This is a genomic window from Pseudoalteromonas sp. J010, from assembly GCF_003934235.1.
GTDB classification, from domain to species: domain Bacteria; phylum Pseudomonadota; class Gammaproteobacteria; order Enterobacterales; family Alteromonadaceae; genus Pseudoalteromonas; species Pseudoalteromonas peptidolytica.
In genome coordinates this window covers 46,455-72,233 of the sequence record NZ_RDBW01000018.1, presented here as the reverse complement: position 1 = coordinate 72,233, position 25,779 = coordinate 46,455, and the positions used below count along the sequence as shown (strand labels likewise).

At 42.8% G+C, this 25,779-nt stretch carries 18 protein-coding genes; 8 read left to right on the top strand and 10 right to left on the bottom strand.

What is annotated here, in order from left to right; translation table 11 throughout:
- Positions 1-3 precede the first annotated feature (3 nt).
- Entirely contained in the window at positions 4-4,461 is a 4,458-nt protein-coding gene (gltB, locus tag EAG18_RS11200) for a glutamate synthase large subunit (RefSeq protein WP_125252465.1), read from the bottom strand.
- A 547-nt stretch (positions 4,462-5,008) separates the two neighbouring features.
- Entirely contained in the window at positions 5,009-5,353 is a 345-nt protein-coding gene (locus EAG18_RS11195; RefSeq protein WP_125252464.1) for a Grx4 family monothiol glutaredoxin, read from the bottom strand.
- Positions 5,354-5,729: 376 nt separating this feature from the next.
- Between EAG18_RS11195 and EAG18_RS11190 the strand changes: the two genes are divergently transcribed.
- The 4 genes from EAG18_RS11190 to EAG18_RS11175 all read left to right on the top strand — a co-directional run bounded on the left by EAG18_RS11190 (position 5,730) and on the right by EAG18_RS11175 (position 11,250).
- Positions 5,730-6,311, top strand: a complete 582-nt coding sequence (locus tag EAG18_RS11190; RefSeq protein ID WP_125252463.1) for a Fe-Mn family superoxide dismutase — start codon at positions 5,730-5,732, stop codon at positions 6,309-6,311.
- Positions 6,312-6,497: 186 nt separating this feature from the next.
- Positions 6,498-8,420 (top strand): PrkA family serine protein kinase, encoded by a 1,923-nt coding sequence (locus tag EAG18_RS11185; protein ID WP_125252462.1) that lies wholly within the window; start codon positions 6,498-6,500, stop codon positions 8,418-8,420.
- 26 nt (positions 8,421-8,446) lie between these two features.
- A complete protein-coding gene (locus EAG18_RS11180) occupies positions 8,447-9,730 on the top strand; it encodes a YeaH/YhbH family protein (RefSeq protein ID WP_125252461.1) in 1,284 nt (427 codons plus the stop codon).
- 17 nt (positions 9,731-9,747) lie between these two features.
- On the top strand, positions 9,748-11,250 hold the full coding sequence (locus EAG18_RS11175) for a SpoVR family protein (protein ID WP_125252460.1): 1,503 nt from the start codon (positions 9,748-9,750) through the stop codon (positions 11,248-11,250).
- 310 nt (positions 11,251-11,560) lie between these two features.
- Here the strand turns inward: EAG18_RS11175 and EAG18_RS11170 are convergent, their stop codons facing one another.
- Together EAG18_RS11170 and EAG18_RS11165 are read right to left on the bottom strand one after the other, a co-directional pair.
- Complete coding sequence (locus tag EAG18_RS11170) at positions 11,561-12,538, bottom strand: diguanylate cyclase (RefSeq protein ID WP_125252459.1); 978 nt, start codon at positions 12,536-12,538, stop codon at positions 11,561-11,563.
- Between the two features lie 2 nt (positions 12,539-12,540).
- Entirely contained in the window at positions 12,541-13,545 is a 1,005-nt protein-coding gene (locus EAG18_RS11165; RefSeq protein WP_125252458.1) for a response regulator, read from the bottom strand.
- Positions 13,546-13,747: 202 nt separating this feature from the next.
- Between EAG18_RS11165 and tpx the strand changes: the two genes are divergently transcribed.
- Entirely contained in the window at positions 13,748-14,329 is a 582-nt protein-coding gene (gene tpx, locus EAG18_RS11160; RefSeq protein ID WP_125252457.1) for a thiol peroxidase, read from the top strand.
- A 105-nt stretch (positions 14,330-14,434) separates the two neighbouring features.
- Here tpx and htpG read toward each other — a convergent pair whose 3' ends face one another.
- Together htpG and recR are read right to left on the bottom strand one after the other, a co-directional pair.
- The gene (gene htpG, locus EAG18_RS11155; protein ID WP_125252456.1) at positions 14,435-16,348 is read right to left on the bottom strand and encodes a molecular chaperone HtpG; all 1,914 of its coding nucleotides are present in this window, start codon (positions 16,346-16,348) and stop codon (positions 14,435-14,437) included.
- 155 nt (positions 16,349-16,503) lie between these two features.
- The gene (gene recR / locus EAG18_RS11150; RefSeq protein WP_125252455.1) at positions 16,504-17,103 is read right to left on the bottom strand and encodes a recombination mediator RecR; all 600 of its coding nucleotides are present in this window, start codon (positions 17,101-17,103) and stop codon (positions 16,504-16,506) included.
- Between the two features lie 287 nt (positions 17,104-17,390).
- On the opposite strand from recR, the gene EAG18_RS11145 reads away from it, so the two are divergent.
- Complete coding sequence (locus EAG18_RS11145) at positions 17,391-19,466, top strand: M13 family metallopeptidase (protein ID WP_125252454.1); 2,076 nt, start codon at positions 17,391-17,393, stop codon at positions 19,464-19,466.
- 46 nt (positions 19,467-19,512) lie between these two features.
- Here EAG18_RS11145 and EAG18_RS11140 read toward each other — a convergent pair whose 3' ends face one another.
- Both EAG18_RS11140 and EAG18_RS11135 read right to left on the bottom strand, forming a co-directional pair.
- A complete protein-coding gene (locus EAG18_RS11140) occupies positions 19,513-20,079 on the bottom strand; it encodes a rhomboid family intramembrane serine protease (protein WP_125252453.1) in 567 nt (188 codons plus the stop codon).
- Positions 20,080-20,476: 397 nt separating this feature from the next.
- Positions 20,477-20,668 carry a hypothetical protein gene (locus EAG18_RS11135; RefSeq protein ID WP_125252452.1) on the bottom strand — a complete coding sequence of 64 codons (192 nt, stop codon included), beginning with the start codon at positions 20,666-20,668 and terminating at the stop codon, positions 20,477-20,479.
- Positions 20,669-20,749: 81 nt separating this feature from the next.
- On the opposite strand from EAG18_RS11135, the gene EAG18_RS11130 reads away from it, so the two are divergent.
- On the top strand, positions 20,750-21,721 hold the full coding sequence (locus tag EAG18_RS11130) for a transposase (RefSeq protein ID WP_125252451.1): 972 nt from the start codon (positions 20,750-20,752) through the stop codon (positions 21,719-21,721).
- 192 nt (positions 21,722-21,913) lie between these two features.
- Complete coding sequence (locus EAG18_RS11125) at positions 21,914-22,966, top strand: site-specific integrase (RefSeq protein WP_185745586.1); 1,053 nt, start codon at positions 21,914-21,916, stop codon at positions 22,964-22,966.
- 123 nt (positions 22,967-23,089) lie between these two features.
- Here EAG18_RS11125 and EAG18_RS11120 read toward each other — a convergent pair whose 3' ends face one another.
- Positions 23,090-23,416, bottom strand: coding sequence for a YbaB/EbfC family nucleoid-associated protein (locus EAG18_RS11120; protein ID WP_010368987.1), 327 nt, complete (start codon positions 23,414-23,416; stop codon positions 23,090-23,092).
- 63 nt (positions 23,417-23,479) lie between these two features.
- The gene (gene dnaX, locus EAG18_RS11115; protein ID WP_125252449.1) at positions 23,480-25,777 is read right to left on the bottom strand and encodes a DNA polymerase III subunit gamma/tau; all 2,298 of its coding nucleotides are present in this window, start codon (positions 25,775-25,777) and stop codon (positions 23,480-23,482) included.
- Positions 25,778-25,779: the final 2 nt, after the last annotated feature.

The window sequence follows — 25,779 nt, the reverse complement described above, 5'->3', positions numbered from 1 at the left end:
CTCCTACTGCGCCTGAATTCGTAGCTCAGCGCTACTACGCGCTCGGTGGCCAAGTAAACTATTTAGATCGCTCGACTTTGGCTTTACCAGTTTAAACATTGGTAAATACAACTCAAAATTAGCTAAGATCTGCTCAGCTCGGGTTGAACTGGTTAAATCTAAATGCTCTGCAATTAAACCGCGTAGATGCTCTTGGTGCGATGCCAGCGCTTTGAGGTCGACCAGCTCGACCAACTCAGGGTTGATGCGCTTATCAAAATCACTCTCTTCGTCAAGTACGTAGGCAAAACCACCGGTCATACCTGCGCCAAAGTTAACGCCAACTTGACCAAGCACACACACCACGCCTCCCGTCATGTATTCACAACCATTATCACCAAGGCCTTCGACGACGGCTTGTACACCTGAATTTCTCACCGCAAAGCGCTCTCCAGCGCGACCTGCTGCAAATAACTTACCGCCTGTTGCACCATACAAACAGGTATTACCGATAATTGCGGCTTGATGTGAAGCAAAACTAGAGCCAACCGGCGGGCGAATAACCAACTTACCACCAGCCATACCTTTGCCTACGTAGTCATTTGCATCTCCCACCAGCGTCATTTCAAGACCACCCGCATTCCAAACTCCAAAAGATTGTCCCGCAGTACCATGTAGCTCAATAGCTACCGGATCAGCGGCCATACCTTGATTACCATGTTTACTGGCTATATAGCCTGATAGCATCGCACCAATTGCTCTATCTGTATTGGAGATCCGGCTAACCAAAGAGGTACCAGTCATATCATCTATTGCTGATTTCGCCTTCTCAAGCAAGCTTTCGTTTAATGCACCGCTGTAGTGTGACGGGTTAGTATGTGTGCAATATAAAGCTTCATTTGATGGATTATTTGGCTTCGCTAATAACGGAGTTAAATCTAACTTTTTCTGCTTCGCTGTATTCCCTTCAATCACATCAAGTAAATCTGTCCTTCCTATTAAGTCTGTTAATTTAGTAACACCAAGCGATGCCATAATTTCGCGCGCTTCTTGTGCAATAAACTTAAAGTAGTTCATCGCCATTTCAGGTAGGCCGTGATAATGTTTTTGACGTAACGTATCATCCTGTGTTGCAACACCCGTTGCACAATTATTAAGATGACAGATCCTGAGATATTTACAGCCGAGTGCAACCATAGGACCTGTCCCAAAACCAAAGCTTTCTGCACCAAGAATAGCGGCCTTGATAATATCTAACCCTGTTTTTAGACCACCGTCGGTTTGCAGTCTGATCCGGTGACGTAAACCATTTTCAACCAATGCTTGTTGAGTCTCTGCAAGTCCCAGTTCCCAAGGACTACCTGCATACTTTACTGACGTCAGTGGACTTGCCCCTGTGCCGCCATCATAGCCCGCTATAGTAATAAGGTCGGCATATGCCTTGGCAACACCAGTCGCAATGGTGCCGACACCTGGTTCTGAAACCAGCTTGACCGAGATCATCGCCTCTGGATTAACCTGTTTTAGGTCAAAAATCAGCTGTGCTAAGTCTTCAATAGAGTAAATATCGTGATGTGGTGGCGGCGAAATCAAAGTAACACCTGGGACTGAATAGCGAAGTTTCGCGATGTAAGGCGTCACCTTTTCACCTGGTAGCTGACCTCCCTCCCCCGGTTTTGCGCCTTGAGCCACTTTAATTTGAATAACATCAGCAGAGCGCAAATAATGCGGCGTCACACCAAACCGCCCAGACGCAACTTGCTTGATGCGGGAATTCTTTTCAGTGCCAAAACGGAGCTTGTCTTCGCCCCCCTCACCAGAATTTGAGCAGCCACCAAGACGATTCATAGCAATAGCCAGCGCTTCGTGCGCTTCAGGTGATAATGCACCGATACTCATTGCTGCGGAGTCAAAACGCTTATAAAGCTCTGTTGCAGGCTCCACTTCCTCAATATCAATTGAGTGCTGTTCCGTTTTGAGCTTTAACATATCTCGTAAATTGGTGACGGGGCGATTATTTACAAGCTCTGCATATTTTATATAGTCTTGATAATTTCCCGAACGCACCGCTGTTTGTAATGTTTGTACAACATCTGGATTGTAAGCATGGTACTCACCACCATGTACGTACTTTAATAAACCACCGTGTGATAATAACTTGCGTTTACTAAACGCGAGTTTGTTTAGCTGTTGTTGTTCTAATGCAAAATCATCAAAGCATGCACCTTTAATACGGTTTGCAACGCCGTTGAAGCACAACTCTACCACTTCATCAGACAAACCTACGGCTTCAAATAACATCGAGCAACGGTAGGATGCAATTGTACTGATCCCCATTTTCGACATGATTTTGTATAAACCTTTATTTATAGCACCACGATATGACAGTGTAACTTCCCGATATGATTTTTGAATGACCTTCTTGTCACACATGTCAACCAGTGTTTCATATGCTAAATAGGGATAAATTGCGGTGGCGCCAAAGCCCAGTAATACCGCAAATTGGTGGGGATCTCGAACACTGCCGGTTTCAACAATGATATTTGCATCACAACGTAGGTTTTCATTGACCAAACGTTGTTGTATTGCCCCCACAGCCATAGCAGCTGGTATAATATGTTTTCCGGCTGCTATGTCTCGGTCGGTTAAGACCAACATAACGCAACCACTACGTGCTTTTTCTGTTGCTTCCATACAAACTCGTTCAATAGCTGCGCGCAAGGACTCTTCTGCATTATATATTAATGAAATTTTGCAAGCGCAATAATGGTCATCATCTGCATGCAGCAATTGCTGCATGTCAGAATACGTTAACACTGGAGAAGCAAATTGTAAGCGTTTAGCGTGACCTGTAGTCTCGTTAAAAACGTTTTGCTCTCGGCCAATACAGGTAGCCAAAGACATAACATGATTTTCACGCAGCGGATCTATAGGCGGGTTTGTAACTTGCGCAAATTTTTGTCTAAAGTAATCGAAGATTGAGCGGTGCCCCTCAGACAAAACAGCAAAAGGTGTATCATCTCCCATTGAGCCTGTTGCTTCTTGGCCATTTTCACCCATCACACGAATAACTTGATCTAGCTCTTCATTTGTGTAACCGAACTGCTTTTGGTACGTTACCAAGGTCTCATCATCTAGATCGCGTTTACCTGATGCTTGCTCATCTAACGCTTCAAATGGCGTTAACCGTTTTACATTCTGCTCAAGCCAAGTCTTATAGGGGTGTCTGGATTTCAGATCTTGATCGATTTCATCGGACTGCCAAATCTTGCCATGTAAAGTATCGACCACCAATAACTCACCTGGTCCTACACGGCCTTTTTCAATGACTTCGTCAGGTGCATAATCCCAAATGCCCACTTCAGATGCGAGGGTAATAAACCCATCTTGCGTGATCACATAGCGCGCGGGTCTTAGGCCATTACGGTCGAGGTTGCAAGCAGCAAAACGACCATCTGACATCACTATCCCAGCGGGGCCATCCCATGGCTCCATGTGCATAGAATTAAAATCATAGAATGCGCGAAGATCTTCATCCATAGCGCGGTTTTTCTGCCATGCGGGAGGCACAAGCATACGCATTGCTCGAAATAGATCCATCCCACCCGCTAAAAACAGCTCTAACATGTTGTCTAAGCTAGAGGAATCAGATCCAGTCTCATTGACAAACGGCGCTGCCGTTTGTAAATCAGGTAATAGCGGTGAAGCAAACTTGTAGGCCCGAGCACGCGCCCACTGACGATTGCCTTGAATTGTATTGATCTCACCATTGTGTGCTAAATAGCGAAATGGTTGAGCCAAAGGCCATCGAGGCTGAGTATTGGTTGAGAAGCGTTGGTGAAATACGCAAATAGCGCTCGTCATACGGATGTCAGCAAGATCAGAATAGAAGTTAGGTAAATCCACTGGCATCATCAAGCCTTTATAGATAGTCACCAAACCAGACAAACTGCAAATATAAAATTGCTCGTCCTGCTCCAACGTTTTTTCAATCCGACGCCTCGCAATATAAAGGCGGCGCTCTAAATCTTTAGGACGCCAGCCTTCTGGCGCACCGATAAAAACTTGCTTAAACTCAGGTAATTGTGCTTTGGCAATAGGGCCAAGCATGGATGGATCAGTTGGTACTTCACGCCAACCAATCACCGTCAATGTTTCTTTTTCTAATTCTTCACAAATGACTTTTTCTGCCGCTGCTGCTAGCGCTTGATCTTGATTTAAAAATATCATGCCAACCGCATAGTTTTTACCTATGTGCCACTCATTTTCGGCAGCAATAGCTCGAAAGAAGCTATCTGGTTTTTGCAACAATAATCCACACCCATCACCTGTTTTGCCATCGGCAGAAATACCACCACGGTGCTGCATACGGTCTAAACCAGTTATGGCTGTTCGGATCAGTTTATGGCTCGGCTGTCCGCTCACATGCGCAATCAAACCAAACCCACAGTTATCTTTTTCTAATTTTGAGTCATATAGCATAGACTCCTCCCCTTGCTACAACGGCCAGCTCATGACGGTACGACGAAATGCTGGCAGATACTCAAAATTAGCCTTGATTGAAAGTAGAGTCAACACAAAAATGAATACATATTCATTAAGTTGAATATTTCTCATTGGTAATACAAGTTACCCAAATCAATCAAAATTTATCATTTTGAAAATATTGAACATAAATTTGCAAAATGACACCGGTATCAACAAGTGTGAAATGGCCACAAGATCCATACAAGCAAACGTTTACGTAAACGTAACCAGGATTAAAAAATGAATAAATATTCACACAATTACTATAAACCAAAGACTGGCTAACAAGCACTACGTGAGAATGGCTATATAAATATGCAGCGGCAAACCTGTTTTAGTTGACGTACACGTCAACCAAATAAACAAAAGTTGGATCGAAATTGAAACGAGTAATTGTCTAGTGAAGGGAGCAGGCGATTAATAAACGAGTAAAAGTACAAAGAGGGAGGAAGTTAACCAGAAAAGTTAGGGCGGCAGAGCTTATGCTCTGCCAGGTATGACATTATTCAGCCGCTGCATCATCTTTTTTATATTTAGCAGCTGTTTCTGAGATTAGTGGTTGAAGCTCACCTTTTTGGAACATCTCAATAATGATGTCACAACCACCAATCAGCTCACCTTCAACCCAAAGTTGTGGAAAGGTAGGCCAGTTTGCATAATGCGGTAGCTCTGCACGAATATCAGGGTTTAGTAGTATATCTACATAAGCAAACTGCTCACCGCACGCCATCAAAGCCTGAGATGCTTGCGAAGAAAAACCACAGTTAGGGAGTTTAGGAGACCCTTTCATATAAAGAATAATTGGGTTTTCTTCGATCTGTTGTTTAATCTTATCAATAGTTTCCATTAGTTACCTCAAAATGACGTTTTTCCGATATTTATGTACAGCACGCTAATATCGGCACTTTAGCTTGCTACTCACTATTACAACACACATTAGTAAACCACTACGCCAGCCACACTATAGGTTAGAAGCAACGGTATAGCGCCTAAACTGAGCTTATTTATTGCCCATGTGAAGGCTGCTATTCGGCATCGGTTCACAAAGAATGTGTATTATAAGTCATTAAGTCACTGGCACGCATTGCTGTTTGCCAAAACTTGAGTAAAATAGTCAGGAATTATAGTATCACTATAAAAGCCAATGGTATAGAAAAGTGGGCTAATGTTAGCTTGCTTTCGTATGAGTTGTTGGCAAATCAACCAAAAAAATGGAGATTAATATGGCATTTGAACTACCGTCACTACCTTATGCACTAAACGCACTTGAGCCGCACATCTCTCAAGAGACGTTAGAATTCCACCACGGCAAACACCACAACACTTATGTTGTAAAGCTAAATGGTTTAATTGAAGGTACTGACTTCGAAGGTAAATCACTGGAAGAGATCGTTTGTAGCTCTGAAGGTGGTGTTTTCAACAATGCTGCTCAAATCTGGAACCATACGTTCTACTGGCACAGCTTAGCACCAAATGCAGGTGGCGAACCAACAGGTAAAGTTGCGGAGCTAATCAACGCAAAATGGGGCTCATTTGCTGCGTTCCAAGAAGCTTTTAATGACAAAGCGGTAAATAACTTTGGCTCAAGCTGGACTTGGTTAGTTCAACTTGCTGACGGCTCTTTAGATATCGTAAATACTTCAAACGCAGCTACGCCGCTGACTGAAGAAGGTGTTACACCAATTATCACTGTTGATCTTTGGGAACACGCTTACTATATCGACTACCGTAACGTCCGTCCTGAATACCTAAAGGGTTTCTGGGCACTTGTTAACTGGGACTTTGCAAACAGCAACCTAGCTTAACATCAACTATCATCATTGATGCAATAATGAGGGTGCTTAAGCACCCTTTTTTGCGCCTGTAATTCAACATTAATACATAAAAAATCTAGTTTTTTTTGGGTATTATTCATATCACGACTAAGCTTTAAGTAACCTTTCCTAATCTATGATCCGCAATCCATACAAGGTAGCTTACTGGAGGTCGTTATGACAATATTTGAACATTATCAGGCCAGATATGAAGCCGCGCAAGAAGAAGAGTACACTATCGCGGAATTTCTTGAAATTTGTAAAAATGATAAATCAGCCTATGCCAGCGCCCCAGAGCGACTATTAATGGCGATTGGCGAACCGGAGATGATTGACACATCTAAAGATGCGAGACTAAGTAGACTGTTTTCCAATAGAGTAATAGCAAGATACCCTGCATTTAACGAGTTTTATGGCATGGAAGACGCTATTGAACAGATAGTCTCTTACCTCAAACATGCAGCCCAAGGGCTTGAAGAGTGTAAGCAGGTGCTCTATTTACTCGGTCCTGTTGGTGGGGGTAAGTCTTCTATCGCCGAGAAACTAAAATATTTAATGCAAAAAGTACCGGTGTATTCGCTAAAAGGCTCACCAGTTAACGACCACCCACTTTGCCTGTTCAGTCCTCAAGAAGACGCTGACTTGTTAGAAAAAGAGTACGGAATCCCTACCCGCTATATTAAAACTATTATGTCGCCATGGGCTACCAAACGCTTACATGAGTACAACGGTGATATTACTAAATTCACTGTTGTAAAGCGGTATCCATCTATACTTGACCAAATAGCCATCGCCAAAACAGAGCCTGGCGATGAAAACAACCAAGACATCTCAGCGCTAGTGGGTAAAGTAGACATTCGTAAACTTGAACACTTTGCTCAAAATGATCCTGATGCCTACGCATATTCAGGTGCACTCTGCCTTGCAAACCAGGGGTTAATGGAGTTTGTTGAGATGTTTAAAGCCCCCATCAAAGTGCTACACCCGTTATTAACTGCAACTCAGGAAGGAAACTATAACGGCACGGAGGGTATTTCTGCACTTCCCTTTAGCGGGCTGATCCTTGCGCATTCTAACGAATCTGAATGGCAAACCTTCAAAAACAACAAAAATAACGAAGCGTTTTTAGACCGCGTTTATATCGTTAAAGTGCCTTATTGCCTACGCGTATCAGAAGAGGTAAAAATCTACGAGAAGCTCATAGAAAATAGCGAATTGCGGCAAGCTCCATGTGCCCCAGGCACGCTAGAAACTTTAGCTAAATTTTCAGCACTGTCGCGGATTAAAGAGCCTGAAAACTCAAGTATTTATTCCAAAATGCGAGTGTATGATGGAGAGAGTTTAAAAGATACAGATCCCAAAGCTAAGTCTTATCAAGAGTATCGTGACTATGCGGGAGTAGATGAGGGGATGAACGGTCTCTCCACTCGATTTGCCTTTAAAATACTTTCACGCGTCTTCAACTTTGACCACAGTGAAGTTGCGGCGAACCCAGTTCATCTATTTTACGTATTAGAACAGCAAATAGAGCGAGAGCAATTTAACGCAGAAGTTCAGGAGCGTTACTTGAGCCACTTGAAAGGTTACCTTATTCCTCAATATGTTGAGTTTATTGGCAAGGAATTACAAACAGCATACCTAGAATCGTACTCTGAGTATGGACAAAATATATTTGACCGTTATGTAACCTATGCAGACTTTTGGATCCAAGATCAGGAGTACCGAGATCCAGACACTGGCCAGTTGTTTGACCGCGCAGCATTAAATGCAGAACTTGAGAAGATCGAAAAACCCGCGGGTATTTCAAATCCAAAAGATTTTCGAAATGAAATCGTCAATTTTGTCTTGAGAGCCAGAGCCCACCATAATGGCGATAATCCGGTATGGACTAGCTATGAAAAGCTAAGAACCGTTATTGAGAAAAAGATGTTTTCTAATACAGAGGACTTACTTCCTGTTATTTCATTTAATGCAAAAACCTCGGCTGAAGACCAGAAGAAGCATGAGGATTTCGTCAATCGCATGGTTGACAAAGGCTATACCCAAAAACAAGTTCGCTTACTCTCTGAATGGTATTTAAGAGTAAGAAAGTCTCAGTAACTTGTAAGCATTAAAGAGGGTGTTATATGGCGCATTTTATTGATCGCCGTCTTAACGGCAAAAATAAGAGCACTCTGAACCGCCAGCGTTTTATCCGCCGCTACAAAAAGCAGATAAAAAAGGCGGTATCAGAGGCGATTAACAAACGAAGTGTGACTGATGTCTCAAGTGGCGAAAGCATTTCTATTCCACAAAGAGACATTAGCGAACCTACTTTCCATCAAGGTAAGGGGGGAGATAGAGAGCTTATTCACCCTGGTAATGATCAATTTTCTACAGGTGACAAAATTCAGCGCCCACCTTCCGGTCAGGGAGGAGGTGGTGGTGAGGGCGAGGCAAGTGACCAAGGGGAAGGCCAAGACGATTTTGTTTTCTCTATTTCTAAAGATGAATATTTAGATTTATTGTTTGAAGATTTAGAGCTGCCTAACCTGCAACAGAGTCAGTTGGATAAACTGATGCAAATGAAAACACATCGGGCGGGCTTTTGTAACGATGGTATGCCAAGCAACTTAGACATTGTACGAAGTCTAAAAGGCTCTATGGCACGACGCATAGCCATGACATCAAGCAAAAGGCGCGAATTAAAAGAGTTAGAAGAGGAATTAGCCAATTTGTTAGCTGAGCCGGTACCTCCGCAACAAAAAATAATTGATATCGAGCAACGTATTGAAATATTGAAAGCACAAATTGCTGCGGTGCCTTTCATCGACAATTACGATCTGCGTTTTCGTAATTACGAGCGACGCCCCCACCCCACCAGCAAAGCGGTTATGTTCTGCTTGATGGACGTATCTGGTTCTATGGATCAAGCGACCAAAGATATGGCAAAGCGTTTTTATATTTTGCTATATCAGTTTTTAACCCGAACATATAAAGATATAGAGGTGGTATATATCCGCCACCATACGCAAGCCAAAGAGGTGGACGAGCAAGAATTTTTCTATTCGCAAGAAACGGGGGGCACTATCGTCTCAAGCGCGCTGAAGCTAATGGATGAGATTATTCAAGAACGCTACGCGCAGGGCGACTGGAATATATACGCAGCACAAGCTTCAGATGGCGACAATTGGGCAGACGATTCACCGCAATGTACTCAAATACTTTCAAGTAAACTGCTCAAAACTGTACGGTATTATGCTTACATTGAAATAACAACCCGGGCGCATCAAAGCCTATGGCGAGAGTATCAAGGAGTAGCTAATGCCTTTGATAATTTTGCTATGCAACACATTCGAAGCGTAGAGGATATTTACCCTATCTTCAGAGAGCTGTTCAAAAAGAACAAAGATAAGCAAAGCGCTGCATAATTTTGGGAGGTTGTGCGATGACCTATAAGCCAATAGACGATGGTCCTGATTGGACTTTTGATTTACTTGATACTTACCATCAAGAAATTGCTCGTGTAGCAGAGCATTACAGACTAGATACCTACCCTAATCAAATTGAGGTGATCACGGCCGAACAAATGATGGATGCGTACTCCAGTGTCGGTATGCCTATTGGTTATGCGCATTGGTCCTACGGCAAAAAATTTATTCAAACAGAACAAACTTACAAACGCGGTCAAATGGGGCTGGCGTATGAAATTGTGATCAATTCAGATCCCTGTATCGCTTACCTTATGGAAGAAAATACTTTGCCGATGCAGGCGCTGGTTATGGCACACGCTTGTTATGGGCATAACTCATTCTTCAAAGGTAATTATTTATTCAAGACATGGACGGACGCGTCGTCTATCATTGACTATTTAGTATTCGCAAAAAATTATGTCGCTAAATGCGAAGAAAAGTACGGCATAGACGAAGTAGAAAACCTGATTGACTCTTGCCATGCGCTGATGAACTACGGCGTTGACCGCTATAAGCGTCCACAACGTATATCTATGTTTGAGGAGCAGAAGCGCCAACAAGAACGTGAAGACTATTTACAGTCTCAGGTTAATGAACTTTGGCGCACAATACCAAAAGGCGAAGATCAAGAAACACACGACCGTCCGCGCTTCCCAACGGAGCCTCAAGAGAATATCTTATACTTTATTGAGAAAAATGCCCCACTACTTGAGTCATGGCAACGTGAAATAATACGTATTGTTCGTAAAGTATCACAGTATTTTTATCCTCAAAGACAAACCCAAGTTATGAACGAAGGCTGGGCAACATTTTGGCATTACACCATATTGAACCACCTATATGATGAGGGAAAATTGAGTGATTCCTTTATGTTGGAGTTCTTACAGAGCCATACCAATGTAGTTTACCAGCCCCCTTACAACAGTAAGTTTTACTCTGGTATTAATCCGTACGCATTGGGCTTTAATATGATGGTAGATATTCGTCGTATTTGTGAAAACCCGACTCAGGAAGATAAACAATGGTTCCCTGAGTTTGCAGGAAGCAATTGGCTGGATACTCTGCACTTTGCGATGCAAAACTTTAAAGATGAGAGCTTTATTAGTCAATTTTTATCACCAAAGCTGATGCGTGACTTTAAACTTTTTACTATCGTTGACAAGCAAAAATCACCGCATCTAGAAGTTGGTGCTATCCATGATGAAATGGGCTATCAGCAGCTCCGCAGCGCACTTTCTGCACAGTATAATTTGAGTAATCATGAACCAAATATTCAAGTCTACGATGTTGATATCAGAGGTGATAGATCGCTAACTCTTAGATACATCCCACAGGGGGGGATCCCACTTGCAGGGTCGAAGCAAGAGGTGATAAAGCACCTTTATCGCTTATGGGGGTTTAAAGTTCGCCTTGAGCAAGTTGATGAAACGGGTAAAGTAGAGCAAATCGCACAATGTCCAGAAACCGAAGGTGAATGATACTTGGCTTATCGATTTGTTCAATTAAGTGGTGTGTTTAAGGCGATAACACCACTTAATTTCACCTCCATAAAGAGAGCACTAGGTTTTATTAAAGACAAAGGTAAATAGGTAAGCAGCTGGCTTTATACTCCAAGGCCTGAGCATGTTGTGAACTTACTTGTTTTTTAAAGTTCGCCTTAAGCCTTAATCTTGCTCTAGCCTAAGGGTGTTAACTGCCCTTCCCTTTTCACCTCACGACTCGATACCAATAGCGAAGAAGGCGCCATAGTCTTGGTTTTTATGGCAGCATCTCAGGTTAGGACTCGTCTTAGGACTCGCCGTCCATCTCCTCTGAATAAACGGTTACCTTATTCCTTCCACCTTCTTTTGAAACGTACAGTGCGCTATCAGCGGCTTCAATCCACTGCTCATGCTTGTCAAAAGTTTCTTTAAAAGCTGCAACGCCTAGGCTCACGGTAATTTTTATCTGTTGCTCATCGTAGTAAATAGACGAATTTTCTATTAGTGAACGCAGTCTTTCTGCAAATGTAACCGCACCTTTGACGTCAGTATCGAGTAAAGTAACTGCAAATTCTTCACCGCCATAACGTCCTGCGGTGTCCGTTTCTCTGAGGGTTTTTCGCAACAGATCGGAAATGTGGCGAATAGCCTCATCCCCTCCGCTATGCCCATATTCATCATTGATGCGTTTAAAGTGGTCAATATCGAACATTAGCAATGCACTTTGACCTTGACTGCGCTTCAGCCTTTTAAACTCCTGCTTGAGAGTTTCTTCCCAAAACCCACGGTTATGCAACTGAGTTAGACTATCCGTGCGGCTGATCTTTTCTAACTGTTTATTTAATGACTCTAGCTCTAGTTTATTGATTGCTTCGTCAGTTACGTCGTAAATGATCACACAGATATGACCGACATCGCCAGTGACGGTTGTCAGTGGAATAAAGGTGGCATTTTGATACATATAGTCCGCTTTACCCGTAATTGGCCTATAGTTTCTAAAGCGAAATATGTAAGGTTGCTGCTCCCAAATGGTGAAAGAGCGATTTTTAAGTACAAAAACGGGCTCTGCTTTTGAACGAAACCATTGCTCATCAATACTTGGAAACAAGTCGAATATATCTTTATCTTTTACAGCGCTTGGTAATAATCCTGAATGATTCTCCATAAAGCCATTCCAGATACATACCTTGTAGTCACGGTCGAGCACCACGAGGCCAACATCTACGGTGTTAAACATATCCATTAACCAATGGATTTCATTCATGTCAAAATCGGCTGCTGGCATAGTTAATCATCCAATAAGTAGGCTACTTTATATTTTAGGGTTTTCAGCGAGTCTTCCGTGAATAATAGCATCAAATCGCAATTTATATTATGGTTTTCAATGCCATAACTTATCTCTATTGCTAACGTTCGTTGCCACCTTGCTTTGTTAGCCTTTACCAGCTCAGCAACATCACAATGCTGCCCGAGCACCACTGGATGCCCCTGACTAAATGGCATATCAAGCTGCTTTGATAAACCAGTAAGAATGGCACCAATCAAGATATTACTAATGTCCATCAACAGCTCTAACTCAACTTTTGTGTTCAACTCCCCATGGTAATTCATCAAAGAAGCGATTTCCTTAAAGCTAGAGTCATTTAGCAACAGCAACGCCTCACCGGAAACACCGCCGCCAATAAAGCCTTGGCAAACTCCAGATGTCGTTGCGCTAGCATCTATGGCTTGTAAGGCCATATGAAGCTCGTTAACTTCTAACACGTTGACATTCGGAATAGGTAATTCAACAAAAACGTTGAGTAACCTCGCTAGCAAATCACCGGCTTGACCCATGGCGACATTCGTTAATTCTTGATAGATATCACGAATTTCAGGGTCTATCTGCTCGCCAAGCTTATGAACCAAACTTTCTCTGATTGCTTTGTCTTTTATACCATGGTGCTCAATGATTTCAGCAAGTTTGGCGGCATCACAGGGCTTACGGATAAAATCTATCGCCCCCAGCTCAATCACACGCTGATGCGCATTAGGCTGAATATCACCAGACACCACGACGGTAAGCACGGAGAGATCTTGTTCACTGATCGCTTGCAGCACTTCATAGCCATCCATTTGCGGCATGTTTAAATCTAAGAAGAGTATCTCCGGAGAAAGCGCTTTAATTTGTTTGATACAGTCAAGTCCGTTCTCCGCAAATTCCACTTTAATATCCCAGTCATCTGGCAGCGAACGCGCCAACTGCCGACGGGCAAGTTTTGAATCGTCACAAATTAGGACTAATGTAGACATACAAGCTCTCTTTCTGTTTCCCATTGCATATCGGCAATGTGCAGGGAAGGTTTAATTATATTTATGAGATAAAAGCTTAAAATTGCGACACATGTTAATAAAACAACGTCATTTTTACAATCTAAATGTCACTTAAGCTTGGTTCCTTACTGTCAGTATAATACACTCAAATCAATTAAGTTAACTTCAAAAGGAATACTTTATGCTCAAAGCGTTAGTTTTGGCGAGTAGCCTGTTTAGTGTGGCATCTTTTGCCTATGATTTACCTGAAAATACTGTCGATATGGGCAAAGTAAAAGCGCAAGGTAAAGCCGTTGTTTTACTTGGTCGTGGGGTTGAAACCGGTCAAGCTGCACCTGATTTTAAAGTCGCTGATGCTGACTTTACTCCGGTCACATTGGCTGACTTTAGCAATCGTGCGGTATTAATTAGCGTCGTACCAAGTCTAGATACAGGTACATGCAGTTTACAAACTAAACATTTCAATGAAAAAGTAGCGAGTCAATTCCCTGATGTCGCCATGTTGACTATCAGCGCTGACCTCCCTTTTGCACAAAAGCGCTTTTGTAAAGCTGAAAATATCGACAAAGTAAAAACATTATCTGATGCTGTATGGCATTCATTTGGTGAGAATTATGGCTTGCTCATCAAAGATATGGGGTTACTTAGCCGTGCTATCTTTGTACTCGATAAAGAGCATAAAGTAGTTTACAAGCAACTAGTCGAAAACTTGGCGAAAGAGCCAAACTATGATGATGCGGTATCTGCGTTGCAAGCCCTTTAGCCTGCTACTTTATAATTAACATTAAAAAGGCCGGACACTGTATCAAGATGTCCGGCCTTTTTCCTCATCAAGCTGAGATGTTAGCATTCAGCTTAATTAAGTGGTCTATTTTTGTAGATCTAACATGAGTTTGTTCAAACGGCTAACGAAGCCTGCCGGGTCTTTCAAGCTGCCACGTTCAGCTAACATAGCTTGGTCTAGCAGTACTTCAGCCCACTGACCAAACTTGTCTTCGTCTTGCTCATTATTTAAGTGCTTAACTAATTGGTGTTCTGGGTTAAGCTCAAATACAGGCTTAGACTCAGGAACAGCTTGGCCCACTTGCTCCATTAGCTTTTGCATTTGCGAGCTCATGTCGTTGTCATCAGCTACCACACAAGCTGGAGAGTCTGTTAGACGATGCGTGAAGCGAACTTCTTTTACCTTATCACCAAGTACGGTTTTCACACGTTCAACTAGACCTTCAACTTCTTTTTCACTTTCCTCATGTGCCTTCTTAGTTTCTTCATCATCCATATCACCAAGGTCTAAGTCACCACGAGTAATTGATTGAAGTTGCTTCTCGTCAAACTCAGTCAAGTGGCTCATCATCCACTCATCAACACGGTCGCTCAATAACAACACTTCAATCCCTTTCTTACGGAAGATTTCAAGGTGAGGAGAGCTTTTCGCTGCTTCAAAGCTGTCAGCCACAACATAGTAGATCTTGTCTTGGCCTTCTTTCATGCGCTCAATATACTGTTCAAGCGACACATTTTGCGTCTTTTCGTCTGTATGTGTAGAGCTAAAACGCAGTAATTTTGCAATGGCTTCTTTGTTTGCAAAATCTTCTGCTGGGCCTTCTTTAATTACATTACCAAACTCATTCCAGAATGTTTGATAGTCTTCTGGTTTGTTTTTGCCCATACGCTCAAGCATTTTGAGTACACGAGACGTACAGCCCTTACGAATAGCTTGCGTGATCTTGTTATCTTGTAGGATTTCACGAGATACGTTAAGTGGCAAATCGTTAGAATCTAATAAACCTTTAACGAAACGTAAGTAGCTTGGCATAAACTGTTCAGCGTCATCCATGATAAATACACGCTGTACATACAGTTTAAGACCGGCCTGACGTTCACGGTTGTATAAATCGAATGGCGCTTTTTTAGGGATATAAAGTAAGCTAGTGTACTCGGTTTTACCTTCTACTTTATTGTGAGCCCATGAAAGCGGTTCTTCCCAGTCATGACCAACGTGCTTGTAGAATTCTTTATACTCTTCTTCACTGATCTCAGATTTGTCACGTGTCCAAAGTGCTGTCGCTTTGTTAATTGCTTCCCACTCGCCAGGCTGCGCTTCGATTTTTTCACCGTCAGGACCTTCTGACTCAGGAACTGGGTCTTTGTAAAGTTCTACCGGAATAGAGATGTGGTCTGAGTATTTAGTCACAATACCGCGTAGACGATACGTTTCTAGGAACTCACTTTCTTCTTCACGTAGGTGTAGTGTGATTTCTGTACCACGTTCTGCTTTTTCAACTTCAGCAATGGTAAAGTCACCTTCGCCTTGTGATTCCCACTCAACCGCTTGAGACTCGCCAGCTTTACGAGTACGTACAGTCACCTTATCAGCGACAATAAATGCTGAGTAAAAACCAACACCAAACTGGCCAATCAATTGTGAATCTTTTGCTTGATCGCCCGTTAGGTTTTTAAAGAAATCGGCTGTGCCTGATTTTGCAATAGTACCTAATGAACTGATCACTTCATCACGCGTCATACCAATCCCATTGTCTGAAATGGTGATGGTTTTAGCATCTTTATCAGCGCTAAGGCGAACACGTAGCTCTGCATCGCCTTCGTAAAGGTCGCCATTTTGCAATGCAAGGTAACGTAGTTTGTCAGCCGCATCTGAAGCGTTAGATACTAATTCGCGTAAAAAGATCTCTTTATTTGAGTATAAAGAGTGGATCATTAGGTTTAGTAATTGTTTGACTTCTGTTTGAAAGCCTAATGTTTCTTTTTGAGCTGCGGACATTGTTCTCTCCAATATAAGCAATTAGTGCAGTGTTCTAAATCATTATGCTAGCTATATGGGGGGAGAGAACAAACTTTCAAGAGACTAAATTAAATTTTTAACATGCAGCCCTGCTTTTTTGTGAGTTTGCTTAAAAACAGGACAATAAAAATAGTTTATAGCTTTTTACGACCGCTAAACGCGTGCATTAATGTCATCCCATCAACTAAATCAAGCTCACCACCAACCGGCATGCCATGGGCTATACGTGACGCATCAACACCATATTTGTGGCAAAGTTCTGAGATGTAATGTGCCGTTGCTTCACCTTCAACCGTTGGATTGGTCGCTAAAATAACTTCATTAATGTTGCCGTCATTGAGTTTACGCTCTAGCACATCTAAACCAATTTCATTTGGGCCAATACCATCAAGCGGTGATAAGTGACCCATTAATACGAAATATAAACCACTATATTGCCCTGTTTGCTCGATTGCTAGTACATCTGTTGGCGACTCAACGACACAAAGTAGACCTGTATCTTGGCGCTTTATACTCAGACATATATCGCAAATATCAACCTCACTAAAGGTACGGCAGCTGTTACAGTGGCCAATAGCCTGCATCGCATGACTCAAACACTGTCCTAATTGCGAGCCACCTTCTCTATCTCGCTCCAATAAATGAAAAGCAATACGTTGAGCAGATTTAGGTCCAATGCCAGGTAAACAACGTAGCGCTTCGATAAGCGCGGTCAGACTAGGTGATAATTGCATAAATGAGCTTCTCGTAGCTTGTTCGGTGCACATGCACCTTTAATAATGCCGAGATGATAAGGGATATTCATACTGATTTAAAGCGCGGCACGAAAAGCAGCAACGGCAAAATCTCAATTCCAAGCAATTTTTGCTTTAATAAAATCATTCGCCTTGAATTAACCACCAATTCAGCTCAAATGCTTGCAGCTGAGACATAATCACCGGACAATGGTAGCATTCCCGAAAGTAGTAACATATAGCTGCAAAAAGGGCTGACTTCTCGACATAATCATAGAGAGCTAATAATGAAAAAAACAATTATCGCAAGCACCATAGCTGCCATTATGCTAACAGCATGCTCGGAGCAAAAGGTATCAACAAGTCAATCAAATACACCAGCCGAAGCAACAATCACAACTGAAAAAGCAGAATTAGGCACGTTTGGCGTAGACTTAACAGCCCGTGATGAAAGCGTAAAGCCTGGCGATGACTTTTTTATGTACGCCAGTGGTACATGGTACAATAACTATGAAATGCCAGCAGATAAGACACGCTACGGTGCCTTTACCGCGCTTGCTGAACGCAGTGAAAAACAAGTCAATGCTATCATTGAAGATATTGTTTCTCGAGAAAACCTGAATGCTCAAGAGCAACTCATTGCCGACTTCTACAACGCATTTATGGATGTTGAAACGCTTAATAAGCTCGGAATCACGCCAATTCAAGGTTTATTAGATGAGATTAAAGCAATTAACAACACTGATGGCCTAACAAAAGCCTTTGGTCAAGCTTGGTTAACTGGTGCTAATTCACCAATTGGTGGTGGTATGTGGTTCAACCGCCTAGACCCTAACAAATATGAAATGTCGATGGGAGCTGGGGGTTTAGGTTTACCTGATCGCTCATATTATTTAGAGGATGCCCAGCGCTTTGTTAATACTCGTGCAGAGTACATTAACCACATTGCCACTATGCTTAAGTTTGCAGGTTTAGACAAAACCACAGAGCGAGCACAAGCAATACTTGCTCTTGAAACTAAAATGGCAGAAGGCCACTGGCCACGTGAAAAGCGTCGTAACCGCGACCTCACCCTTAACCAAATTAAGCATGAAGACTTAGCAAAAGAATATCCTGGGTTTAACTGGGATCTATACTTTGAGCAAACGGGTTACCAAGTACCACAACTCAACATGTCTCAGCCTGATCCGATCAAAGCAATGATTGATCTTGTCAACAAAGAAGATTTAGCGGTATGGAAAGACTACCTGACTTTTCACACCATCAGTGGAAACGCTGGATTGCTATCTGAAGAAATTTTTAATGCCAATTTTGAGTTTTTCGGTAAACATTTAAGCGGCCAACAAGAGCCTCGCCCTCGTTGGAAGCGTGCAGTAAGCCAAATGTCAGGCACACAGTCATTAGGCTTTGCAATTGGTAAAGTGTACGTAGATAAACACTTCCCTGAGTCATCAAAAGAGCAGATGTCTGAGCTAGTTGAAAACCTGCGTAAAGCACTAGGTGAGCGCATTGAAAATCTTGACTGGATGAGCGCAGAAACGAAAGTTAATGCACAAGCAAAACTCGCAGCATTCGTGCCTAAAATTGGTTACCCTGATGTATGGCAGTCATTTGAAGGACTAACACTTAAGAATAATGATTTAGTTGGCAATGTTCAAAATCTACGTCAATTCTTCAGAAACGACAGTGTGGCGAAAGAGCTTGAAAAAACAGATCGCAACCGCTGGGGTATGACACCGCAACGCGTTAACGCCTATTACAATAGCTCATTCAATGAAATTGTGTTCCCTGCAGCAATCTTACAACCACCATTTTTCGACCCGAACGCCGATCCGGCAGTAAACTACGGCGGTATCGGTGCAGTGATCGGTCATGAAATGGGACATGGTTTTGACGACCAAGGTTCTAAGTCTGATGCAAAAGGTATTCAACGTAACTGGTGGACTGATGCTGACCGCGCTGCATTCGAAGCAAAAGCTGACAAGCTCGCTGCGCAATACAGCCAGTACGAACCTATCGAAGGCAACTTTGTAAATGGTCGTAACAGCCTTGGTGAAAACATCGGCGATGTTGGTGGCCTAGCCATGGCTTACCATGCGTACAAGCTCAGCCTAAACGGTAAAGAAGCGCCTATCATCGATGGCTTAACTGGTGATCAGCGCTTCTTCCTTGCTTGGGCACAAGTATGGAAAGAAAAGCGTACTGAACAAAGCATGTTAAACCAGCTGCGCGCAGGCACTCACGCTCCTGGCCGCTTCAGAGCGTTAGCACCTCGTAACCATGATGCTTGGTACAAAGCATTCGATGTGAAACCGGGTGATAAACTATATCTAGCACCAGAAGAGCGCGTCCGTATCTGGTAATTGGCCAAACTGAAACTTAATAACCTGCCGTCACAGGCAGGTTATATTAGACACGCTTGGGCTTGGTGATATAAGCCGCGAGGAGCCCACTTAAAAAACCAAAAATATGGCTAGAACTACTCGTTTGAGCAGAGAAGTCAAACAAGGTCGCTAAAAAACTTATATTGGCATAGTAAGTCAGCACCAACAGCGCTACAAAGCTCACGATCCCAAGAATGTCTCGATTAAACAGTGCAGCCCCTAGCAATAAGCCAAAGTAACCCATTACGATGCCTGATGCGCCAATGTGATTGGCATTTCCAGCAAACAGCCACACCAGCAGCCCTGTCGCAACCACAATAAAAAATGTTGAACGCTTGAACTTAGGTAATCTCGCAGCCAAATAACCACTGATACTTAACCCCAGTAAATTACTCATCAAATGCCCCCAGCTACCGTGTACAAAAGGTGCGGTAAAGACACTACTTAAATGGTGAATATCATGAGGCACAATCCCAAATCGATAGACGGGGAAGCCAAAAAGACCACCTAACACCTGGACAACACACATCACCGCCATAGCATACAAAACTAGCTTAAAATTGGGCGGAAAAACCAAGGCGTATTTACTCATCTTACTTCCGTATGTAGACAAAAATAGCCCCCCTATTAGGCGCTATTTCTGATTAATTTGCAAACTTAACCAATCGCGTTTACAGCCTTATGCTCATCATACTGCCGACTTATTATAAATTAAGACAAAGCCAATGGGTGAAACGAAATATCAATATATTATTTACTGGGGGAATTAAACATTACCCCTAACATTATATTAACTTTTATAAATTCGGGAATCTCCATAGGAGCGCTCATGAGCTACTTCATCCTACCCGTGGCAATTATCTAGACCCCTATCTTGGTAAAGTAGATTGAGACTTTTATCTTACTTGTCGTAACGTTACTAAGCTCACCTTTTTGTACATGCACTGACACATAAGCGCACATCAATCCTTTTCCCTAGCTCCAGTAGACTACCCGTTTAGCCCATTCAACATATCAAACACTACTCGTGCAAACTGAGCCGCTTTCGATGGGTCAGACAACAACTGCATCATCTGTTCTTGATGGGCTGCACTGCTATCTAAGATGAGCAATAATAAACCAAAGATAAGATATACCAAGGATAATATACCAAGGACACCCACCTCTAATTTGTAAACCAAGGACATCCACCTCTAATTTGTGCCTTTTTTAAAAGTCGGCTACGCTCTAACTCTGCACTCAAGGATTGAGGAAAACAAGCGATGGCGACTGCCCGTAAAAATCAAATCAGCTTAACAGATACCAAATACTATCATTGCATCTCCCGCTGCGTTAGACGCGCGTTTTTGTGCGGTGAAGACAAACTGACCGGAAAATCCTATGCACATCGCCGTGATTGGGTTGAAGAAAAGCTCCTAATGTTAGCTACCGTCTTTTGTATCGACGTCTGTGCGTATGCGGTGATGAGTAATCACACCCACATTGTATTGCATGTTGATGATAATAAAGCAAAGCGCTTATCTGACAAGGCCATAGTGATACGCTGGCACAAGCTATTTAAAGGTAATTGGGTCACGAGGAAGTTCGTTGAAGAAGAGCCACTATGTGAGTCGGACCGGTTGATACTCAGTGAATATATTGCCAAGTACAGACAGAGATTGGCAGATATTAGCTGGTTTATGCGGGTACTCAACGAGGATATTGCCCGCAGAGCAAATAAAGAGGATGAATGCACAGGCCGATTTTGGGAAGGCAGATTCAAATCTCAACCCTTGCTAGATGAAGCCGCATTAGCTGCTTGTATGGCATACGTCGACTTGAACCCCATTCGAGCCAAGTTAGCCCTAACGCCTGAAACCTCTGACTTTACCAGTATCAAAAAGCGAATCGACCATGCAAGGCAAGGGAAACAACCAAACAGCCTATTACGATTTGCGGGTAGCCCCCGAAAGAACATACCAAAAGGGCTGCCTTTCGAGCTCAAGTCTTATCTAGAGTTAGTCGAGCTTACGGGGAAATGTATTCGCACCGATAAAAAAGGTGCTATCCTAGAGTCTCAACCAATTTTATCTCGACTAAACATCGAACCTGATAATTGGATGAAACTCACAACACAATTTTCTCGGATTTTCCATGGTGCTGTTGGTCGAGAGCGAGTACTCACCGCTTATTGTGAAACCCTTAAAAGACGAAGGCGCACAAATCTAACAAATTGTGAACATTTGCTGGCTTAACCAAATAGATTCTTTAGCGATAACCCCTCAAGCTGCGTTAACCACAGTGCCTTTATGGTGTGCGATACACTGACTTTAGTGTCAGGAAATACGTAAACACTAACAGGAACCTTATTTTCTTAAGCACTCTTGATACGAGTAATAAACAATTTTTTGTGGTTCTAACTAGAAACTACCATAGGGTAGATACTAGTGGGTGTCAGTGTTGTTTTTTTACATTACGAGTTAGGCACAAAAGATGTTGCCCAAATAACTACTGAGCAATTAAATCTAGCGCGTCAAGCGACAGTTAAAGGAACAAAAGAAGAGCTTATTGAGTCAAGACGTAATGCGTTTTACGAAGAGCTAAAAAATGATTACGGCAAGCAGGCAATAAAATCATTCACGACAACACAATTAAGTAAATTGGAACGAAGCTACAACAAAGCTCATCCTATTTTCTTTTCAGGGTGTGCTGCATCAACTGTCACAGAATACACGAAAGCGATTAATCAAGTGCTAGAGTTTGCTACTGAGCGTCGTTACATCAAGTTCAATCCTGCTAAAGAACTCAAGAAACTTGCTAAAGATACCATTAAGCTTTTAAAGCAAGTGAGCAATATCAATCCATTTAGCCAAAAAGAGCTTTCTCGACTGCTAGACGTAATACATGTTCCACAAGTTAAGGATATGGTCACTTTTTTGGCGTGGACAGGATTACGTCATGGAGAATTGAAAGCATTAGCTTGGGAGGATGTTGATCTCGAAAATCGAAGGATTTATGTTCGTTACAATCTAACTAGAAAAGGAAATATGAAACTAGTTAAAACCGAAGCTGGTGTTCGAACGGTTGAATTGTTGCCGGCAGCATTGGAAGTTCTGATTAAGCAAAAAGAAAAAAGTTATAACCTACCCCAAAGAAATGAAGTGATTTTTGGTAACAATCAAAAGTCAATTACGGTCCAGCGCCGCAGAGTTTTCTTGAGTAGAGATAACGAACCCTATAAACGACCTGAACTCACTACGGTTCCCAAACAATGGGAAAAATGGCTAATTGAAGCGGAACTAGAACACCGCCCCGCCTACCAGCTAAGGCATACTTATGCGAGCCGTATGCTTATGAAACGTGTGCCGGCAACTTGGCTAGCTAAACAAATGGGTCACGCTGATACCAATATGATAGCCAAAATTTATGGAAAATGGCTCCAAGAAGACGAACCTGATTTCATGGAAAATCTAGCCAAAAGTTTAGGTCAACATTACTAATGCACCCTCGAAAACGAAAAAAAGCTCAGGCCTGAAAACCTGAGCTTTTTGCTTTTATTTGTCCAACATTTGTCTAAATCAGACAAGCCATTAGAAAAGCCTATATATTTTAATCAGTTAAAACTAAAACGGCATTTTGAAGCCTGGAGGCATTTGCATGCCGCCGGTAACTTCTGACATGCGCTTTTGTGTTTCTTCACCTACACGACGGACAGCGTCGTTTACCGCAGCGGCAAGTAGGTCTTCAATCATGTCTTTGTCGTCTTCCATAAGGCTCTCGTCGATCTCAACGCGACGTACGTTGTGGCTACCAAGCATAGTGACTTTTACCAAGCCTGCACCTGCTTCACCAGTGACTTCTAAGCTTTTGATTTCTTCTTGGGCTTTTTCCATGCGCTCTTGCATTTGCTGCGCTTGTTTCATGATGTTGCCCATTCCGCCTTTAAACATATTCTGCTCTCTTATACTTCAATTTGGTTTACTGTGATAAAAGATAAGGGCTAACGCCCCTAATTACAATGCTTGGACGCTATTTTCATCCAGCATTGCGTCAAATTCTTGAACAAATGCGCTGACGAGTGGATCTTCGCGCATTGCTGTTTTTGCTTGCATCAATCTATACTCATCAAGCTGCTGCTGCACTAAAAACGGAGTACTGCTTAGTGCTTCTATGTAATTAATTTCCAGCGATACTGGCTTCTCTAACAAAGCACTGAGGCTTTCAGTTAATTTTTCTCTCAAAACTCCAGAGTCTAAGTGCTGTTGACTTGCATCTACTTGCAGTTGCACCTGCTCGCCTTCTTGCGTAAACACGCTGTGAAGTGCATATTGACGAATGCGCCCGCCTAGTTGCATTTTTTCAATCATATTTGCCCAATCATCACTTTGGTATGCAAATTTAATGTCGCTAATTGGGCTGACAAAGTTCTCCGGAGCTGGAATTTCAACTTGTGTCTTTTGCTCATTATCATCTTGTTTTACAGGTGATAACTGCTCAAGTAATTCCGGCGCTAGATTTTCTGCGATTGGTCGATGACGCGCCTGAAACGCCTCTTTCTTTGGCTTTTTTATTACCGGACGAGGTTCAACCGTTTGCGCTACCTGTGGCTCGACATGCACATTTTCCATAGCCGCAGGCTTTGGCATTTGCATAGGCGCACTCGGCGCCTCAGACTTTTTTACCTCACCATCGGCTCCCACCAATTTACCAGCACCTGAGATGTTGCGATTTTTCAAGATCCTCGCTATAGCAGACTGCGCTTGGCTTTGTTGCTCTGACACCGGGGTACTTGCAGGAGATGTTACTGACTCTACCGCATCATCTGATGATGACAATATCGTTTGTTCGCTTTGTTGTTCAGCTGGTGCTGGTGAAAAAGTACTACTTGTAGACTGATACTCTGGTTGTGGCGTTACAGCCTGCTCTTGAAAGCCTTGCGCTACGGCCTGTGACATCACGCTCTCATATTGGCTTGCTATCTGTGTCTCGTCAGCTTCAGGCTGTGAGCTTGGTAGCACAGGCGCTGATGACATTGGCACTTGGGGTGTGCTTGGTAGTATAGTCGGTACAGGTGCAACTGGTGTAGTACCCTGCTGGCTCTGTGGTGCACTTGCAACTGGGGTATTTTCAGCCGTTGGCTTTTTTAAAAGTTCACGGAGGTTACCTACTTTGCTTGGCTTTGCCTCTGTCTGCGGTGCAGACGGCATAGTGTTCATGCCAACGTGGCTTTCTTTTTCAAACGCCAGGAGGCGTAACATCACCATTTCAAAGCCAAGTTTAGGTTCTGGTGCCCATTTTAGGTCTTTTTTACCATTTAAGAGCAATTGGTACAGTAGTTGACCTTGTTGCGGGGATAACTGCTCTGCAAATAACTTGATATCGTTATTATCAAAATTTGATAGACGTGCAGCACTAGGCACTAGCTGCGCTAATTGAATAACGTGTAACAGTGCGATCAAGTCGTCTAGCACACTGACAAAATTACCATTTTGTCGCGCTATTTTTTCTATACCGTCAAGTAATGCTTCGCCATCGTGGCACAACACCGCAGACAGAAGAATAATCGCATGTGCGCTGTCCATTAGACCAAGCATGGACTGTACAGCTGGCAACGTTAAATTACCATTAGTTTGTGCTATACCTTGATCCGTGAGGCTAAGAGCGTCACGCATACTACCGTCAGCGGCTTTTGCGAGCGTTTGTAACGCGCTAAGCTCAAACTCTATCTGCTCCATTGGCAGTATTTTTTGCAGCTGCTCAACGATTTGGTCTTGTGTCATCGCATTGAGGTTAAATTGCAAGCAGCGAGATAAAATCGTTACTGGTAGCTTTTGCGGATCTGTTGTGGCCAGCAAAAACTTTACGTGTTCGGGCGGCTCTTCTAACGTTTTTAGTAGCGCATTAAAACTATGCTTAGATAGCATATGCACTTCATCGATAAGGTAAACTTTAAATCGGCCACGAGTCGGTGCGTACTGTACGTTGTCTAAAATCTCTCTGGTGTCTTCAACTTTGGTTCTAGACGCGGCATCAATCTCGATTAAATCGATAAATTTACCACTTTCAATCTCAGTACACGCGCTACACTGACCACAAGGCGTTGAGGTCACGCCTTGTTCGCAGTTTAAGCTTTTAGCGAAGATCCTAGCAATCGTTGTTTTGCCCACACCCCGTGTTCCTGTGAATAAATAGGCATGGTGTAGACGCTTTTCATTAAGTGCGTTTACTAGAGCTTGCTTTACATGCTCCTGCCCCATTAATTCGTGGAAATTTTGTGGACGCCATTTACGCGCCAGAACCTGATAGCTCATGC

What these genes read in the sequence shown, in the direction of transcription:
- EAG18_RS11165 (WP_125252458.1), bottom strand. Translation starts at nt 13,545, where the DNA reads ATGTCTACATTAGTCCTAATTTGTGACGATTCAAAACTTGCCCGTCGG.
- htpG (WP_125252456.1), bottom strand. Translation starts at nt 16,348, where the DNA reads ATGTCCGCAGCTCAAAAAGAAACATTAGGCTTTCAAACAGAAGTCAAA.
- EAG18_RS11140 (WP_125252453.1), bottom strand. Translation starts at nt 20,079, where the DNA reads ATGAGTAAATACGCCTTGGTTTTTCCGCCCAATTTTAAGCTAGTTTTG.
- EAG18_RS11195 (WP_125252464.1), bottom strand. Translation starts at nt 5,353, where the DNA reads ATGGAAACTATTGATAAGATTAAACAACAGATCGAAGAAAACCCAATT.
- EAG18_RS11190 (WP_125252463.1), top strand. Translation starts at nt 5,730, where the DNA reads ATGGCATTTGAACTACCGTCACTACCTTATGCACTAAACGCACTTGAG.
- recR (WP_125252455.1), bottom strand. Translation starts at nt 17,103, where the DNA reads ATGCAATTATCACCTAGTCTGACCGCGCTTATCGAAGCGCTACGTTGT.
- EAG18_RS11170 (WP_125252459.1), bottom strand. Translation starts at nt 12,538, where the DNA reads ATGCCAGCAGCCGATTTTGACATGAATGAAATCCATTGGTTAATGGAT.
- EAG18_RS11120 (WP_010368987.1), bottom strand. Translation starts at nt 23,416, where the DNA reads ATGTTTAAAGGCGGAATGGGCAACATCATGAAACAAGCGCAGCAAATG.
- dnaX (WP_125252449.1), bottom strand. Translation starts at nt 25,777, where the DNA reads ATGAGCTATCAGGTTCTGGCGCGTAAATGGCGTCCACAAAATTTCCAC.
- EAG18_RS11145 (WP_125252454.1), top strand. Translation starts at nt 17,391, where the DNA reads ATGAAAAAAACAATTATCGCAAGCACCATAGCTGCCATTATGCTAACA.
- EAG18_RS11185 (WP_125252462.1), top strand. Translation starts at nt 6,498, where the DNA reads ATGACAATATTTGAACATTATCAGGCCAGATATGAAGCCGCGCAAGAA.
- EAG18_RS11180 (WP_125252461.1), top strand. Translation starts at nt 8,447, where the DNA reads ATGGCGCATTTTATTGATCGCCGTCTTAACGGCAAAAATAAGAGCACT.
- tpx (WP_125252457.1), top strand. Translation starts at nt 13,748, where the DNA reads ATGCTCAAAGCGTTAGTTTTGGCGAGTAGCCTGTTTAGTGTGGCATCT.
- gltB (WP_125252465.1), bottom strand. Translation starts at nt 4,461, where the DNA reads ATGCTATATGACTCAAAATTAGAAAAAGATAACTGTGGGTTTGGTTTG.
- EAG18_RS11175 (WP_125252460.1), top strand. Translation starts at nt 9,748, where the DNA reads ATGACCTATAAGCCAATAGACGATGGTCCTGATTGGACTTTTGATTTA.
- EAG18_RS11130 (WP_125252451.1), top strand. Translation starts at nt 20,750, where the DNA reads ATGGCGACTGCCCGTAAAAATCAAATCAGCTTAACAGATACCAAATAC.